This window comes from Duganella levis (genome assembly GCF_009857605.1).
GTDB lineage: Bacteria > Pseudomonadota > Gammaproteobacteria > Burkholderiales > Burkholderiaceae_D > Rugamonas > Rugamonas levis.
This window is the reverse complement of record NZ_WWCT01000028.1, coordinates 21722-39343: the sequence shown is the minus strand read 5'-3', so window position 1 is coordinate 39343 and position 17622 is coordinate 21722. Positions and strand designations below refer to the sequence as shown.

Here is a 17622-nt window from a genome sequence, read left to right as displayed (position 1 = left end):
CGCTACGGTTGGGCTCGTGTCCAAGTGCCGGACCTGACCCCGGATTGCTAATTGGCGTCGTGGAAGATGATGCCTAGCGTGTGGCGGGCGCCGACCCGCAGCCGGCTGACGCCATGCCGCAGGTTGACGCGGTAGATGCCACGCGTGCCCTGTACGGGACGGTGGTTGACGGCGAAGATGACCATGTCGCCGCGCTTCAGCGGTACCACTTCCACCCGTGACTGCATGCGCGGGCGTTGTTCGGTCAGCACGAATTCGCCGCCGTCGAAGTCTGCTCCCGGTTGGCTCAGCAGCACGGCGGCTTGCAACGGAAAGACGTGCTCGCCGTACAGATCCTGGTGCAGGCAGTTGTAATCGCCTGCCGTGTACTGCAACAGCAACGGCGTCGGCCGCTGCTGGCCGGCGGCGTGGCAGCGGGCCAGGAACTCGGTGTGCTCGGCCGGAAAGCGGTCGGGCAGGTCCATCAGCTCATGCCAGCGGTTGGCGATCTGCGCCAGCGGGCCATACAGGGCGTTGCGCAGCGCGGCGATCAGCGATGGCAGCGGGTAGCGGAAGTACTGGTACTCGCCGCTGCCGAAGCCATGCTGCGACATCACCACGCGGCTGCGGAACAACTGCGGCTGCGCGTACTGCGCCGCCATCGCCGCGCATTCGTCGGCGGTCAGCAGGCCGGGAAGGACGGCGTAACCGCGCGCATTCAGCTCGTCGGTGATCGCCTGCCAGTCGAGGCCGGCGACATGGACGGCGATGCCGGCCGCCGCCCCCACCGCCCGCCGCGCCGTTTGCGCAGCCTGCGCGGCTTGAGCGGCATCCGCTGCCGGCGCTGGCGCCAACGGCGGCACGGTGCGCGGCTTGCGCTCTGCGGACGGATCGCCGAAATCAAGTTCGTTGTTACTCACTGCCCATCTCCCGGTTCAACAACGCCGCCTTGCGGTCCACGCCCCAGCGATAACCGGAGATCGATCCATCATTGCGTACCACGCGGTGGCACGGTATCGCCACCGCAATCGCATTCGCCGCGCAGGCCGACGCCACCGCCCGCGCCCCGCGCGGCACACCGGCCAATTCCGCCAGCTCGGCATACGTGACCCGCCGCCCGGACGGTATCGCCCGCAGCACCTGCCACACGCGCTGCTGGAACGCCGTGCCCCGCACATCGAGCGGCAAGTCCAGCCCCACCGACGGCTGCTCGACCATGCCCACCACACGCGACACCACCTGCTCATACTCAGGCTCGGCGCCGATCAGCTCCGCCTTGGGAAAACGGTCCTGCAAATCCCGCACCAGGAAATCCGGATCGTCATCGATCAGAATCGCGCAAATCCCCTGCACCGTGCTGGCCACCAGAATCGGCCCCAGCGAACACTCGGCAATCGCAAAGCGAATCTGCTCGCCCACACCGCCGGCGCGGAAAGCAGTCGGCGTCATGCCCAGCACCGCCGGCGACTGCGCATAAAACCGTCCGCTGGAATTGAAGCCGGCCGCATACATCGCCTCCGTCACCGACGCCTGTCCGGCCAGACCCGCCTGCACCCGCCGCGCACGCGCCGCATTGGCATAGGCCTTGGGCGTAATCCCGGTCACCGCCTTGAACATGCGGTGGAAGTAGAAACGGCTGACGCCCACCGCCAGCGCCAGACTGTCCAGATCCGGCGCCTCTTCCGCCTCGTCGATCAGGCGGCAGGCCTGCGCCACCAGCGCCGCCTGGCGCTCGGCCAGCGGCGGCTGGTCCGGCTTGCAGCGCAGGCACGGACGAAAACCGGCCTGCTCGGCCGCCTCGCGGCTGTCGTGGAAGGCCACGTTCTTGCGCAGGGCCGGCCGCGCACCGCACGAAGGACGGCAGTACACCCCGGTGCTGCGCACCGAATACCAGAATTCGCCGTCGGCGCCGGCGTCGCGCTGCTGCACGGCGGTCCAGCGCCGCGTATCGCTCAAATACTTGTTCATCTCAGACTCCGTCACAGGTGGAATGATGCCATGCTAGCCGGCGCCGCATCGCCACGCACTCCGCCTCTTGCTTTTGAATTGTACAAGCAGGCGATGCTAGAATGACTACTCACGAGGAGACAGCCGTTTGGACGACCAAGTTACGCAAGACAGCACGCCCATTTTCCAGCGCATCAAGGACTACCTGCTGGCCGAGATCGCCGCCGGCACGTGGAAGGAAGGCGATGTGATTCCGTCCGAGCAGGCCCTGGTCAAACAGTTCGGCGTGTCGCGCATGACCGTCAACCGCGCCGTGCGCGAACTCACCGCCGAGCAGGTGCTGACGCGCCGCCAGGGCTCCGGCACCTACGTCGCCCAGCAAAAATACCAGGCCACGCTGCTGGAAATTAAATCCATCGCCGACGAAGTGCGCGCGCGCGGCCACGCCCACCGCAGCAGCCTGCAACAGCTGGAGCGCGTGCGTGCCAGCGACCTGATGGCCAAGCAGTTCGAGCTGCCGCCCGGCCATCCGCTGTTCCATTCGGTGATCGTGCACTTTGAAAACGGCGTGCCGATCCAGGTCGAGGACCGCTGGGTCAACCCGCAGTGCGCGCCGGATTACATGGAGCAGGACTTCGCCCACGTCACGCCCAACGAATACCTGATGCAGGCGGCGCCGCTGCAAGGGGCCACCTACAGCATCGAGGCGCTGGCGGCGCCGCGCGACATCGCCGACATGCTGGCCATCGACACCCGCCAGCCGTGCCTGGTGCTGCGCCGCCAGACCCGCTCCGGCGGCCTGACCGCCTCGCTGGTGACCATGTGGCATCCCGGCCACCGCTACCAGTTCGCCGGCAGCTTCAACCAGTAGAAGCCCTGGCTAGCAAGCCGCAATGCGCCACGCGTCTCGCTTTCTCACCGATTGTCACGAAAACCAGCCAAAACTGTTAAATTTGGCGCGTTTTTGTGCGCGCTGGCGACGCAATCGTTTTCTTGCCACGCCGATGTCTACGACAAAGCCTTCGATGCTATAGTTTCCTCGGTTCAGCATGCTCCAGTCCACCGAAGGGGATCACTTGTTTTTCAGCCGTCCGCGCTTGCGCCAGTCCCGCTGGCAACGTCTGTCGCACAGGGTGGCGACATGCGCGTTCGCACTTGTGCTGCTGCCGGCGACGGCGGCAGCGGCCGAAAAAGTCACCATCCAGCTCAAATGGCTGCACCAGTTCCAGTTCGCCGGCTATTACGCCGCCCAGGACCAGGGCTATTACCGCGACGCCGGCCTCGATGTCACGCTGCTGGAAGCCCGTCCCGGCGCCGATCCTTTGCAGACCGTGATGCAGGGCCACGCCCAATACGGCGTCGGCAACACCACGCTGCTGCTGGCGCGCGGCATTGGCCAGCCGGTGGTGGTGCTGGCGTCGGTATTCCAGCATTCCGGCGCCACCCTGCTGCGGCGCGTGGAGGCCGACGGCAAGCCGCGCGCGTGGCCCGGCACCCGCCTGATGATCGCGCCGAACAATGAAGAGCTGACCGTCTTCCTGAAAAAATCTGGCGTGCGCATGGACTCGCTGTTCCAGGTCCCGCACAGCTACAACTTCGACGACCTGGCCGAGGGCCGGGTGGACGCCATGTCGGTCTACCAGACCGAAGCCCCGTATGTGCTGAACCGCCTCAACCTGCGCTACGAGCTGCTGTCGCCGCGCAGCGTGGGGCTGGATTTCTACGGCGACGTGCTGTACACCACCGAGAGCGAATTGCGCGAACACCCGGCGCGCGCGCAGGCGCTGCGCGAAGCAACGCTGCGCGGCTGGGTCTACGCCATGCGCCATCCCGGCGAGATCGCCGACCTGATACGCGCCCGCTACCCGGAGCGCCACAGCCGCGAACACCTGATGTTTGAAGCGCAGGGCATCGCCCAGTTGCTGGAACAGCCGCTGATCGAACTCGGTTACAGCAACCCGGAACGCTGGCGCACGCTGGCCCAGGCCTATATCGCGCAGGGCATGTTGCCGGTCAATTTCAATCTCGACGGCTTTCTGTACCAGCCGCCGGACGCCAATCCGCTGCTGCGCTACGGCGGCGCGCTGATCGGCGCGGTGCTGCTGCTGACCTCCTTCGCGTTTGCCTGGCGCCTGCGCGTGCAAGGCCGCGCGCTGCGCACCGCGCGCGCCGAACTGGGCAGCGCCGAACGCCTGGCCAGCCTGGCGCTGGAAGGTTCCGGCGAAGGCAGCTGGGAGTGGCGGCTCGACAGCGGCACGCTGGCGCTGTCGCCGCGCTATTGCCAGCTGCTGGGCTACAGCCCGGAGGAATTCCATCCAACGGTAGAGGAATGGCTGGACTATCTGCACCCGGACGATCGTCCGCGCATCGAGTACGGCATCCAGCTACACCTGGCCAGCACCAACGAGGCCACCGGCCAGATTCGCAGCGAGCACCGGCTGCGTACCAAAAGCGGCGACTGGAAGTGGGTGCTGGCGCGCGGCATGATCTTGCAGCGCGACGCCAACGGCCTGCCGCTGCGCGCGGCCGGCACCATGGCCGATATCGGCGAGCGCGCGGAAGCCGAGGAAAAACGCATGTGGGCAGTGGTCAATGCCATGCCCGGCGCGCTGCTGGTGGCCGACCACAGCGGCAAGGTGCTGCACGCCAATCCGGCCTGCGCGCACAGCTTCGGCTACGAGGGGGACATGGCCGGCCGCTCGATCGAACAGCTGGCGCCGGAAGCCATGCGCACCAACGGCCGCGTGCGCGAACTGTTCGTGCGCGCCAACCTGCCGGGCCGCGTGCTGTGCGCCATGCGCAACGACAGCAGCAGCTTCCCGGCCATGGTGCATATGACGCCGGTGACGCTGGCCGGCCAGCCGCTGGTGATCGTGGCATTGCGCGACATGACCCAGCGCCAGCGCGCCGAGGAAGCCTTGCAGGCCAGCTCCGAACGCTACCGCCAGATCGTGCAGACCGCCGCCGAAGGCATCTGGATGACCAACGCCGACGACCGCACCACCTTCGTCAATCCGACGCTGGCGCAGATGCTGGACTATGACATCGAGCAGATGATGGGCCGCGCCATGACCGACTTCATGGACGACAGCGGCCGCGCCCTGCTCAAGCAGCACTTGCAGCGCCGCCTGTCCGGTGAAGCCGGCCAGGGCGACGTCTGCTTCCAGCGGCGCGACGGCAGCACTGTCTGGTGCCTGCTGTCGACCACCGTGATGAACGCCGAATCGGGCCCCGGCGCCGGCCATTACGCCGGCACGCTGGCGATGCTGACCGATATCACCGCGCGCCGCCAGGCGGAAGACGCACTGCGCGGCTCCAGCCAGCGGCTGGCGTCGATCTTCAACGCCGTCACCAACGGCCTGGCGATGATCGACGGCGGCGGCGCCATCATCGAACGCAACGCCGCCGCCGCGCGGCTGCTGGCGCACACGGCGGAACTAAGTCCCGGCGGCCTGTGGGCCGGCGTGCGCGAGGACGGCACGCCGTTCGACGCCAGCAGCCATCCGGTGCAACTGGCGCTGGCGCTCGGCATGCCGGTGCGCGATGTGGTGATGGGGCTGGCGCAGCCGGACGGCGGCCGTTGCTGGCTGTCGGTCAACGTCGAACCGATCCCGGACGACAGCGGCGCGGTGCACCTGGTGGTGGCCAGCCTGACCGAAATCACCGACCGCAAGCGCGGCGAAGACGCGCTGCGCGAACTGAATGAACACCTGGAAGAACGGGTGGCGATGCGCACCCGCGAACTGGATCAGGCGCGCATGGTGGCCGAGGAAGCCAGCCAGACCAAGGGCCAGTTCCTGGCCAATATGAGCCACGAGATCCGCACGCCGATGAATGGCGTGATCGGCATGGCCTACCTGGCGCTGAAGACCGAACTCGATCCGCGCCAGCGCGACTACCTGGAAAAGATCCGCTTCGCCGGTGAGCACCTGCTGGGCATCATCGACGACATCCTCGACATCTCCAAGATCGAAGCCGGCAAGCTGGAAATCGAGCAGCTCGACTTTGCGCTCGACCATGTGATCCAGACGCTCAACACGGTGGTGGCGCCGAAGGCCGCCAGCCGCGAACTGGAACTGGTGTACGACCTCGATCCGACCCTGCCCAGGGTGCTGCGCGGCGACCCGCTGCGACTGGGCCAGGTGCTGATCAACTACGCCAACAACGCCATCAAGTTCAGCGAAAAAGGCCGCATCGAAGTGCGCGTGCGGCAGGTGGTCGGCGACGTCCACGGCTGCCTGCTGCGCTTTGAAGTGAGCGACTGCGGCATCGGCTTGTCGGAAGCGGAAATCGACAAACTGTTCCAGTCGTTCCAGCAGGCCGACACCTCCACCACCCGCGAATACGGCGGCACCGGCCTCGGTCTGTCGATCTGCAAGCAGCTGGCGCAGCTGATGGGTGGCGAGGTGGGCGTGCACAGCCGCCCCGGCCAGGGCAGCACCTTCTGGTTCACCGCGCGCCTCGGCATTTCCAGCGCCTCGGTGCCGGAGCTGATCGACCGCGTCAAGGACGCCGCCGCCGAGCTGCTGGCGTCGTCGCGCAGCGCGGCGGTGATGTCGGCGCTGAAGAACGCCCGCATCCTGCTGGTCGAGGACAACACCTTCAACCAGCAGATCGCGCTGGAGATGCTCGAGGAAGTGGGCTCGTCGGTATGCCTGGCCGCCAACGGCATGGAAGCGCTGGAGCTGCTGCGCCAGACCGCCTTCGACTGCGTGCTGATGGACGTGCAGATGCCGCTGATGGACGGCCTGGAAGCGACCCGCCGCATCCGCGCCGACCCACGCCTGGCCGACATGCGGGTGCTGGCCATGACCGCCACCGCCACCAGCGAAGACCGGGTGCGCTGCATCGAGGCCGGCATGGACGATTTCATCTCCAAGCCGATCCAGCCGGCGCTAATGTACCAGACCATCGCCAACTGGCTGCCGGAGCGCGACGACGACACCGTGCGCGAGACGCCGCCGGTGCGGCCGCAGCGGCCGGCCTTCACCACCACGCTGGGCGGCGACCCGGCGGTGATCGATCTGTCGATCCTGGCCAAGCTGCTGGGCTACCATCCGCACAAGGTGCGCAAATTCGCCTTCAAGTTCCTGCAAAACACCCAGGATGGCCTGAACCAGATGGAGGCGGCGCTGCGGCGCGGCGACCTGACCGCGCTGCGCGACCTCGGCCACAAGCTGAAATCGCCGGCGCGCACCGTCGGCGCGCTCGGCATGGGCGAGCTGCTGCTGGAGCTGGAGCAGTTGCCGGCCGACGGCAGCGACGCCGACAACCAGCAGCACGCCCAGGCGCTGCTGCAAAAACTGTGGCCGCTGCTGGAACAGATCACCGAGCAGATCATGACCAACACCACCTTCGCCGACGATAATTGAGCAGAATTTTGCGGGTTTTGACAAACCACCGCACATTTCTGAAAAATGGGTTATTATTTACGCCATCCCTGCCTGCCGACCTTGTTGCTATCCCCTCCGAGACATTGAAATCGCGCGAATGGCACCCATGTGCTGCCTATGGCAGCGTTTGAGGCCCGTCCCCAGGCGTTATTACTTACATCTACCTCGATTGAGGAAACTATGAGCGAAAATATCAAACACATTACCGATGCCTCCTTTGAAGCCGACGTGCTGAAGTCCGACCGTCCTGTCCTGGTCGACTTCTGGGCTGAATGGTGCGGTCCATGCAAGAGCATCGCCCCGATCCTGGAAGAAGTTGCCAAGGAATACGAAGGCAAGATCCAGATCACCAAGATGGACGTCGACTCGAACCAGCAGATCCCTACCAAGTTCGGCGTGCGCGGCATCCCGACCCTGATCCTGTTCAAGAACGGCGTCGCCGCTGCGCAAAAAGTTGGCGCAATGGCAAAAGGTCAACTGACCTCTTTCATCGACAGCAATATCTAAGTAAGATATCGTACCGTTGTACCAGCGGCGCCGCGCCCGCGGCCGCCGCTGAATAATACGAGACACCCACGTAGTCCCCTCCCCTACCTTTACTTTCCCGTCACGGGATACTCAACAATATGCATCTATCTGAATTAAAGGCCTTACACGTTTCGGCGTTGTTGGAAATGGCCATCGGACTGGATATCGACAATGCGGCGCGTCTGCGCAAGCAAGAGTTGATGTTCGCCATCCTGAAAAAACGCGCCAAATCGGGCGAGCAGATCTTCGGCGACGGCGCCCTGGAAGTGCTGCCGGACGGCTTCGGCTTCCTGCGCTCGCCGGACGCCAGCTACATGGCCTCCACCGACGACATCTACATCTCGCCATCGCAAATCCGCCGCTTCAACCTGCACACCGGCGACTCGATCGAGGGCGAAGTGCGCACCCCGAAAGACGGCGAGCGTTATTTCGCGCTGGTCAAGGTCGACAAGGTCAACGGCGAATCGCCGGAAGCCTCGAAACACCGCATATTGTTTGAGAATCTGACGCCGCTGCACCCGAACGAGCCGCTGCGCCTGGAACGGGACATCAACGGCACGGAAAACATCACCGGCCGCATCATCGACCTGATCGCGCCGATCGGCAAAGGCCAGCGCGGCCTGCTGGTGGCGTCGCCGAAGTCCGGTAAATCGGTCATGCTGCAACACATCGCCCACGCGATCACCTCGAACCACCCTGACGTCACGCTGATCGTGCTGCTGATCGACGAACGTCCAGAGGAAGTGACCGAGATGCAGCGTTCGGTGCGCGGCGAAGTGGTCGCCTCGACCTTCGACGAACCGGCCACCCGCCACGTGCAGGTCGCCGAGATGGTGCTGGAAAAAGCCAAGCGCCTGGTCGAAATGAAAAAAGACGTGGTCATCCTGCTGGATTCGATCACCCGCCTGGCGCGCGCCTACAACACCGTGATCCCGGCCTCCGGCAAGGTGCTGACCGGTGGTGTCGACGCCAACGCGCTGCAACGTCCGAAACGCTTCTTCGGCGCCGCCCGTAACATCGAAGAAGGCGGTTCGCTGACCATCATCGCCACCGCGCTGATCGAAACCGGTTCGCGCATGGATGACGTGATCTACGAAGAATTCAAGGGCACCGGCAATATGGAGGTGCACCTGGAGCGCCGCCTGGCCGAGAAACGCGTCTACCCGTCGATCAACCTGAACAAATCGGGCACCCGCCGCGAAGAGTTGCTGATCAAGCCGGACCAGCTGCAGAAGATCTGGATCCTGCGCAAGCTGCTGTACTCGATGGACGAGATCGAAGCGATGGAGTTCATCCTCGACAAGATGCGCGCGACGAAGAACAACACGGAATTCTTCGACATGATGCGACGCGGCGGCTAATCAACGATTAGTCGTAACAAACAGGCAACCTCGGTTGCCTGTTTGCGTTTGCGGGCGTATAATCGCCGATCGCATTATTTTTTAACCTGGCAAGTGAGCGGCAATCGGGTCACGAAGTGGTATCGACCGACGAAGTGCTGTTTGGCTACCTAACTATCCGAGGCTCCAAATGAAAGCAGAAGGTCACCCAGAATACCGCGAAGTCGTTTTCCACGATCTGTCGTGCGACTTCAAATTCGTCACCCGTTCGACCATCAACACCCGTGAAAAAACCGAATTCAACGGTAAAGAATACCCACTGGTGAAGATCGAGGTATCGGCTGAATCGCACCCGTTCTACACCGGTAAACACAAAATCGTCGACACCGCTGGCCGCGTTGAGAAATTCCGCCAGAAATTCGGTACCGTCGGTTCGAAAACCGCTATCGCAGCTGGTTAATCGCAGCTGGCATTCTTGCCGCTTCGATAAAAAAAGCAGCCTCTGGCTGCTTTTTTTGTTTATTGCCCTCATACTCCGGTTCTACTCTTAAAAACTCACTGATCGATGAAGCCAGTTCGTCTTCCCGCTGCCGCTACTTTGGCCTTGCCGCGCTGGGCGCTGTTCGCCCTGGGCCTGTTGTATATCCTGCCTGGCCTGATCGGCCGCGACCCGTGGAAGAACGACGACGCCGCCAGTTTCGGCATCATGTGGACCATGTTGCACGGCACCTGGCAGGACTGGCTGTGGCCGAATATCGCCGGCCTGTCGTGGCCCGATGAAGGGCCGCTGGCGTTCTGGCTGGGCGCGCTGGGCATGAAGCTGTTCGGCTGGCTGCTGGGCGACGTGCTGGCCGCGCGCGTGGGCACCATCGGCGCCTTCCTGGTGGGCGTGCTGTCGCTGTGGTACGCCACCTTCCACCTCGGCCGGCGCCAGGATGCGCAGCCGCTGCGGCTGGCCTTCGGCGGCCAGCCCGAACCGGACGACTTTGGCCGCACGCTGGCCGACGCCGCCGTGCTGATCTACCTCGGCTGCCTCGGCCTGCTGCTGCACAGCCACGAAACCACGCCGGAAGCGCTGCAGGTGTCGCTGACCGCGCTGCTGCTGTACCGCACCGTGCGCTACGTGGAAAAGCCGTCGCTGCGCAACGCCGCCCTCAGCGGCCTGGCGATCGGCCTGCTGACGCTGGCGCGCGGCTGGATCACGCCGGTGTGCCTGATGCTGGCCCTGTTCGCCTGCACCCGCTTCCTGGCCCAGCCGGCCATCCGCGCCATGCGCGACCTCGGCGCCATGATCGCCGTCGGCGGCCTGGTGGCCGCCGTGTGGCTGCTGCCGGCGCAACTGCTGGCGCCGTATCACCAGCAGCCGCTGAACGCCTGGATGACCTGGAACTGGCTGCAACTGGACTGGCCAAGCTGGACCTCGGTCAAGTTCTTCTTCCGCGTCGGCGTCTGGTTCTTCTGGCCGGCCTGGCCGTTCGCCGCCTGGGCGGTGTGGGCCTGGCGGCGCCAGCGCGGCGTGCTGCACATCGTGGTGCCGCTGGCCTTCGTGGTCATGGGCGTGCTGCTGACCCTGTGCCATCCGCAACCTGAGCAAGGCCAGCTGCTGGTGCTGCTGCCGCCGCTGGCCGTCATGGCCGCGTTCGGCCTGCTGACGGTCAAGCGCGGCGCCATCAACGCCATCGACTGGTTCTCGGTGATGGCGCTGACGCTGTGCGCGGCCGTGATCTGGATCTTCTGGTTCGCCAAGCTGACCGGCTGGCCGGAAAAAGCCGCCCGCAACGTCCTCAAGCTGGTGCCGGGCTTTACGCCCGAGCTGGGGTGGATCGCCTTCTTCGTCGCGCTGGCCGCCACGCTGGGCTGGTTTGTGCTGGTGTACTGGCGCATCTCGCGCCAGCCGGCGGTGCTGTGGCGCGCGGTGGTGCTGTCGTCGGGCGGCCTGATCCTGATCTGGATTCTGATGATGACGCTGTTCCTGCCGGATTTCAATTACGGCAAGAGCTATGCCGGCGTCGCCCGCCAGATCGCCAACAAGCTGCCGGCCGACACGCAATGCATCGACACCAACGTCGGCCCGGCCCAGCGCGCCTCGTTCGCGTATTACGCCGAGCTGCCGTTTGCCGGCGTCGAAGGCGGCCGCTGCAACCTGCTGCTGTTGCAAGATAGCATCAAGGTGCGCGACGACCGCGAGATCCAGGCGCAGTTCCGTGGCAAGCAGTGGGTGCTGCTATGGGAAGGCCGCCGCCCGGCCGACCGCGAGGAACGCTTCCGCCTGTACCGCCGCACGGACTGATACAAACGCGTGTTGCTGCTGGGATAGCATTGCTGCTATGCTTTTTGGTAGAAAGCGGCCAGCCCATGCGATTTATTTTCCTGACATTATTTCTGCTGGCGACTTCCCTGCCCGGGGCTGCGGCCCCGCTGCACATCACCACGGAACATTCGCCGCCATCCAGCATGCGCGATGCGAGCGGCGCGATTGTCGGCCGCGCCACCGACAAGATCCGCGCGCTGATGGCGCGCACCGGCACCGACTACCGCATCGAGCAACTCCCGTGGAAGCGCGCCTTCATGATGGCGCAGACGCAGCAGCAGACCTGCGTCTATTCCACCTCGCGCACGCCGGAGCGCGAAGCGCTGTTCAAGTGGATTGGTCCTACCGACGAGGCCGAATGGCAATTCTGGGGCCGCGCCGACCATAGCTTTACGCTCAACACCGTCGACGACGCGCGCAAGCTGCGCATCGGCACCTATATCGGCGATGCGCGCGACGAGTATCTGCGCAGCCGTGGCTTCAACGTCGACGCTGTCAGCAATGACCTGGTCAATCCGCAAAAGCTGCTGCTCAACCGCATTGATTTATGGGCCGTGTCGATACGCAACGGCAGTCCCGGCCCCGGACAGTACGAATGGTCGGGCAAGGTGGTGCCGCTGATGGTATTCCATCGCGTGCAGGTCTACCTGGCGTGCAACCTCTCAATGCCGGACCAGCAGGTCGAGCAACTGAATGCCGCCCTGGCGGAACTGCGCCGCGATGGCACGCTGGCGCGGATCGACCGCAAGTACGAGCACTGGCGCCAGTAGCTTAGCGGCGTGCCATCATCAGGCCGTTGGCCGGGGCGTTGCGCGCCAGCGGCAGCTTCTGGAAGTCGCTGATCGACAGCTCTTCGCCTTCTTCATGGAAGTCGAAGCGGGCGCCGGTTTCGGTCACAAAGCTGGTTGGCGAAGTGGCGTAGATGCGCACCGGACGGCCTTTGTCCAGCGAGGCGTACAGCTTGGTCAGGCGGTTGTCGAAGGCGATACGTTGACCGTTTTGCAGCACATAGGTATTGCGGAATGTGCTGAATTCATCAGGCTGCATCTGGTATTGCTGGGCACGCGCGGCGGACACGCTGACGGTGGTGTCGTCGGCGTAAGCGGCAGGCAGGGAGGACAGGGCAAGTGCGGCAACAACGCCAAGCAGGATGGTTTTCATGGTGAGCTCCGGTAAGTGAAATGAACTGCGGGAGTCACCGCTGGGGTTTGTTATTCAGCGGCGGACAGGAGCAGATTATCAAAGCCGTAAGCAAATATCCGCCGAATGCGACGAGCGGTAAAAGCGCGGGGCCCAGATGCCAAAAGCCGGGGATAAACGGCGCCCAGGCCGCCACTGTTGTGTGTTGCGGCTTTTTTCTGCGGGGATGTGATACAAACCGCGCCAGCCGGGCTATAGTGGCGCATTGAATGAGTTGCCGTGCGGCAGCGAAATTTCCAATACCCTCCGGTTGCGCCTCCAGTCTGCGCACCGGTCACGGCGGCCCTGGCTGCTGCGCCCCACCCTCGCGCTCAGCCCCGGCATCATGCTCCCGATGGTGCATTATGTTCACTCTTTACAAACTTCAAACCGCGCTGCGTAAAACCACTGTCCGTGCCGCCTTGCTGGTGCTGACCCTGTCGCTGGCCCTGCTGATCGGCCTGCGTGCCGAAGTGCCGCAGGATCCCAGCCCGATCCTGCACACGCAGGACATCGCCCAGATCACGGCGCTGCCGGCCAAACGCGCGCAGCTGGACTACCTGCTGATCGCCGCGCCGCAGTCGGAAGCGCCGCGCTATGTCTTCAAGCTGAAAAACGACAACAAGCTGTACGTGGTCAAGGTGCCGGGCACCACCCACTTGAGCCTGGAGCGCGAAGTCCTGCTGCGCAACAGCCTGCCCTACGCCATCGCCCGTGAAGATTTCCTGGCCTCGCACAAGGCGGTGATGCAGGACGACGACGTCAGCCTGCTGGCGCGCGCCGGCGCCTTCGTCACGCGCCACCTGCTGGACATCGTGCTGGTGGTACTGGCGCTGTTCCTGCTGAAGAATGGCTTGCCGGGCATGGGCGTCAGCGCCACCGTGCTGACGCCGGACCAGCTGGGCGGCAGCATGGACGATCTGATCGGCATGGAAGACATCAAACAGGAAGTGCTGCACCTGGAAGACATGATACGCAACCGCGCCTTGTACAAAGAGCACGACATCGACAAACCGTTCAACGTCATGCTGACCGGGCCGGCGGGCACCGGCAAGACCAAGCTGGCCGGCTACCTGGCCAAGAAGCTCGACGTTCCGCTGATCCAGGCCTCGGCCTCGGCGCTGGAATCGGGCTACATCGGCGGCGGCTCCAAAGCGCTGCACGCACTGCACCGCAAAGCCTGCGCGCGCGGCAAGTGCATCATCTTCCTCGACGAAGCCCAGGGCTTGTTCATGCCGCGCGGCCGCGGCGAAAAGAAATGGGAAGACGACACCGCCAACACCCTGCTGGGCCTGCTCGACGGCGTGCGCAGCGACAAGGGCGAAGGCGTGATCTGGGTGGTGGCCTCCAACTTCGACGACGCCTCGACCAGCATGGACGAAGCGATGCTGCGCCGCTTCTCGGTCAAGATCAACTTCCGCCTGCCGAACAAAACCGAGCGGCGCGAACTGCTGCGTTCCTTCCTGGCGCGCAAGGCCAACGGTTGCGTCGACTGGGAAGACTTGAACCTGGACCACGTTGCCGAGATCACCGCCAACCTCAGTCCGGCGGTGCTGCAAACCGTGGTCGAGCGCGCCAGCATGCTGGCGATACAAGAGAAGTGCATCATCAATACCGACCTGATGTTCCGCGCCTTTGAACGCGCCACCATCGGCCTGACCGACCGCGCCACCACCGCCGAGAAAACCCGCCAGCGCGAACGCGTCGCCCTGCACGAGCTGGGCCACTTCTTCATGCAGATCGACCCGTGGCTGCGCCAGGGGCTGTCGCTGGCCGAAGTGAAAGAGCGTTCGCCGCTGCTGAAAATTTCCACCGAATCGGTGTCCAAGCTGGGGGCGCTGGGTTACGTGCTGTCGGCGTCGGATGACGTGGCCTTGCGCACGCTCGAAGAACTGGAGCGCGACGTGATCCAGCTGTACGGCGGCGTGGCGGCGGAAGAACTCTTCTACGGCGCGCGCGGCATCTCAGTCGGCAGCCAGAACGACATCGAAAAAGCCACCTCGATGCTGGACCTGATGGTCAACAAACTGTCGATGTACTCGCGCTCGAAGATCGACCACAGCCACTTCAAAGACCACGAGGCCGACCTCGGCCAGGTGGAAGCCAAAGCCGACGAACTCTACAGCTACACCCTGACCGCCATCGCCGACTACCGCGACCAGATCACCGAACTGAAAGGCATCCTGATGGACCAATACGTGCTGTCGAAAGACGCCATCTTCGCGCTGCTGGAACAACAGCACCAACGTGCAACGGATAAGGAGGAACTTGTATGCTGAACGGCCACCACATTCTGCGACGAACCCTGCAACAAGGAGCGCGCCGCCTGCAAACGTATTTGCAGCTGAAACTGAATCGGCGCCAGGCGCCGACGTCACGGAGCGAACAGACGCAAGTAAAACGATAGCGCTTGCGGCGCGAGCAGGGCAAGGATAACCCACTGCAAAACCTCGACGCGCCGCAACCGCACATCCATTTTCTCTACCTTGTTCTCCAGCGCTTCAATGCGCCGCTCAAGTGCCTCCACCCGTTTTTCAAGCGCTTCAACGCGTCTCTCCAGCGCCTCCACCCGCTTCTCCAGAGCCTCCACCCTGGCAGTGAGCGCATTCACACGCTCCTCCAGCACAGCGACCTTGACGATCAGCATCGCCACGTCCTTGCGCAGATCCCGCAGCTGCTCGCTATGACTGTCGATCAAGCCGTCATGCTTATCCTTGACGAGTCTCTTCAGCTCATCAACCTCTTCCTCCAGCGCCTCCACCCGTGCGACTAGTTCCATGGCGACCTCCATGCGAAGGCTTCCATTATCCGCCCCTGCCAGCCACGTCCCGATTGATCTACCTCACACCTTCATCGGCAAAATCACCATCTGCAAACCCTCCAGATGCAACCGGCGCTGGGCCGCCAGCGCCGCCTGATTGTGCAGCAGCCGCGTGAACCAATTATCGGAAGCGAAGATCAGCTTGCTGGTGAAGAAAATCGAATGCGGAAACTCCTGGCTGATCTCCTCGCACATGCGCGTCACCTCATCCACCGCATCCGTACCGAAGCCCAGATACGACGACGCCGCCATGCCATGGCTATGGCAGAAATCGACAAAGAACTCCAGCGTCTGCTCGGCCTCCGCGCGCATCTGCTCCAGCGCCCCCTCGCCGCCATAGGCCTGGTAATCCACCGTGCGCGCATTGACGAACAAAAAATTCTTGAAGTGATTCGGGAACATCCGCAGCACCCACAGCAGCGCATGCAAACCGCCGCCGCGTGAATTCCCCACAATGAACACGGCAGTCTGCTCCTCCGGATTCGGCTCTACCGGCTCGGTATTCGGCCCGAATGGCTGCGACGCAAACACCTCATCCACCGAATGAATCGCCTGCTTGGTCTGGCGATAATGGTTGCGGATATAAATGCACAACGCCGCAATCGCCGCGATGATCAGCGCCGTCGCCCAGCCTCCCTCGGCAAAGCGCTCCACCAGCAATATCGCCAGAATCCCCGCGCAAATCACAAAGCCCAGCGCCGACAGCAGCCAGCGCCGCTTCCAGTGCGTCCCCTTCTTGCGATTGCGCGACCAGTACAGCACCAGCCCGAACAGCGAAATCGCAAACGTCAAAAACACCGAAATCGAATACAGCACCACCAGCAAGGTCACGCTGCCGCCGGTGCCCCACAGAATCGCCAACGCCGCCACGCCCATCACCAGGATGCCGTTCTGCGTCACCAGCCGCGTCGACAGATAACGGAACTTGTGCGGCACCCACGAATCGGCCGCCATATTCGACAGCACCGACGGTCCACCGAGGAAGCCGGTATTGGCCGCCACAAACAGCAGGCCGGCCTCGAACGCCAGCACAATCACCAGCAGGATCTGATTGACCACCTCGCCGCCCAAACCCATGCTGGCGATGATGGTCTTGAAGGTCGACGCATTCAGCGTCTCGCCCGGCACCGGCTGCGCGCCCCACAACAGATACAGCAGGATGATCCCGCCCGCCGTGAACGCCAGCGACAAGGCCATGTAAATCATCGTCACCTTGCCGGTGCGCACGCGCGGCTCGGCCAGCAGATTGACGTTGTTGGACACCGCCTCCAGCCCCGTGTAGGTACCGCCGCCCTGCGAATACGCCAGCAACAGCATACCCGCCACGCCGGCCCAACCGATATGGCTGGCCAGATCGGTGGTCTCCGCCATCGTGCTCGGAATCAGCTCCGGCAAATGCGAGGCATGCGCAAAAATCCCGTACACAATCAGCACCAGGTGGGTGACCACAAAGCCGAGGAAGATCGGCAGCAGAATTTGGATCGCCTCCTTCAGCCCGCGCAGATTCATCACAATCAGCAGCCCGATGAAAAACACCTCGGCCCACAGCTTGTAAGGCTGGAAGCCCAGCGGCAGGAACGACGCCAGCGCATCCACGCCGGAGGCGATGGAGATCGCAATCGTCAGCACATAATCGAGGATCAGCGCGCAGCCGGAGATCAGGCCCATGTACGGCCCCACCAGCTTGGTGGCGACGCGGTAGCCGCCGCCACCGGTCGGGAACAGCTCGATCACCTGGTTATAGGCCAGCGCAATGACGAACACCGTCACCGCCGTGGCGATCGCCATGTACAGGCCGAGATGCGTATGCCCGCCCAGCGCGCGGAAAGTTTCCTCGGGACCGTAGGCGGAGGACGACAAGCCATCCGCGCCGAGGCCGACCCAGGCCAGGAACGCCACCAGCGCCATGGAGTGGCGGGTCTCGCTCTTCAGCGGATCGAGCGGCTTACCCAGGATAATTTCGCGAATCTTATTATTTTTCATGCGTCTCGGCGCCGGCGCGGCCGGCAAAGTCTGGCGGTAGGCGCGATGATACCCGCTTCAGACGGCAAAAAACTTATTGAAATATAAAAATTATGGTGCAGGCTTGCGGCAGGGATGCAAATCGGTGATAATGCGGGTCGC

The 17622-nt window shown here is 63.8% G+C and carries 13 protein-coding genes; 8 read left to right on the top strand and 5 right to left on the bottom strand.

Annotated features, from left to right (window positions below; all coding sequences use genetic code 11):
• Positions 1–47: 47 nt before the first annotated feature.
• Both GTP69_RS26315 and ada read right to left on the bottom strand, forming a co-directional pair.
• Positions 48–713 carry a 2OG-Fe(II) oxygenase gene (locus GTP69_RS26315; RefSeq protein ID WP_371868132.1) on the bottom strand — a complete coding sequence of 222 codons (666 nt, stop codon included), beginning with the start codon at positions 711–713 and terminating at the stop codon, positions 48–50.
• 178 nt (positions 714–891) lie between these two features.
• The gene (gene ada, locus GTP69_RS26310; protein ID WP_161057651.1) at positions 892–1947 is read right to left on the bottom strand and encodes a bifunctional DNA-binding transcriptional regulator/O6-methylguanine-DNA methyltransferase Ada; all 1056 of its coding nucleotides are present in this window, start codon (positions 1945–1947) and stop codon (positions 892–894) included.
• Positions 1948–2074: 127 nt separating this feature from the next.
• Between ada and hutC the strand changes: the two genes are divergently transcribed.
• The 7 genes from hutC (at position 2075) to GTP69_RS26275 (ending at position 12268) form a co-directional block, all read left to right on the top strand.
• Entirely contained in the window at positions 2075–2797 is a 723-nt protein-coding gene (hutC, locus tag GTP69_RS26305; protein ID WP_161057650.1) for a histidine utilization transcriptional repressor HutC, read from the top strand.
• Between the two features lie 178 nt (positions 2798–2975).
• Positions 2976–7298 (top strand): PAS domain S-box protein, encoded by a 4323-nt coding sequence (locus GTP69_RS26300; RefSeq protein ID WP_161057649.1) that lies wholly within the window; start codon positions 2976–2978, stop codon positions 7296–7298.
• A 201-nt stretch (positions 7299–7499) separates the two neighbouring features.
• Entirely contained in the window at positions 7500–7826 is a 327-nt protein-coding gene (gene trxA / locus GTP69_RS26295; protein WP_110845289.1) for a thioredoxin TrxA, read from the top strand.
• A gap of 119 nt (positions 7827–7945) precedes the next feature.
• Positions 7946–9208 (top strand): transcription termination factor Rho, encoded by a 1263-nt coding sequence (gene rho, locus GTP69_RS26290; protein WP_110845290.1) that lies wholly within the window; start codon positions 7946–7948, stop codon positions 9206–9208.
• A 169-nt stretch (positions 9209–9377) separates the two neighbouring features.
• A complete protein-coding gene (locus GTP69_RS26285; protein WP_161057648.1) occupies positions 9378–9647 on the top strand; it encodes a type B 50S ribosomal protein L31 in 270 nt (89 codons plus the stop codon).
• Between the two features lie 105 nt (positions 9648–9752).
• Positions 9753–11477, top strand: coding sequence for an ArnT family glycosyltransferase (locus GTP69_RS26280; protein WP_161057647.1), 1725 nt, complete (start codon positions 9753–9755; stop codon positions 11475–11477).
• Between the two features lie 65 nt (positions 11478–11542).
• Complete coding sequence (locus GTP69_RS26275; protein ID WP_161057646.1) at positions 11543–12268, top strand: substrate-binding periplasmic protein; 726 nt, start codon at positions 11543–11545, stop codon at positions 12266–12268.
• Between the two features lies 1 nt (position 12269).
• On the opposite strand, the gene GTP69_RS26270 is transcribed toward GTP69_RS26275, so the two are convergent.
• Positions 12270–12659 (bottom strand): gel scht, encoded by a 390-nt coding sequence (locus tag GTP69_RS26270; RefSeq protein ID WP_161057645.1) that lies wholly within the window; start codon positions 12657–12659, stop codon positions 12270–12272.
• Between the two features lie 383 nt (positions 12660–13042).
• Here GTP69_RS26270 and GTP69_RS26265 point away from each other — a divergent pair, with 383 nt between their 5' ends.
• Positions 13043–14956, top strand: coding sequence for an AAA family ATPase (locus tag GTP69_RS26265; protein ID WP_161057644.1), 1914 nt, complete (start codon positions 13043–13045; stop codon positions 14954–14956).
• A 95-nt stretch (positions 14957–15051) separates the two neighbouring features.
• Here the strand turns inward: GTP69_RS26265 and GTP69_RS26260 are convergent, their stop codons facing one another.
• Together GTP69_RS26260 and GTP69_RS26255 are read right to left on the bottom strand one after the other, a co-directional pair.
• The gene (locus GTP69_RS26260) at positions 15052–15456 is read right to left on the bottom strand and encodes a hypothetical protein (protein WP_161057643.1); all 405 of its coding nucleotides are present in this window, start codon (positions 15454–15456) and stop codon (positions 15052–15054) included.
• A gap of 63 nt (positions 15457–15519) precedes the next feature.
• Positions 15520–17481, bottom strand: coding sequence for an amino acid permease (locus GTP69_RS26255; RefSeq protein ID WP_161057642.1), 1962 nt, complete (start codon positions 17479–17481; stop codon positions 15520–15522).
• Positions 17482–17622: the final 141 nt, after the last annotated feature.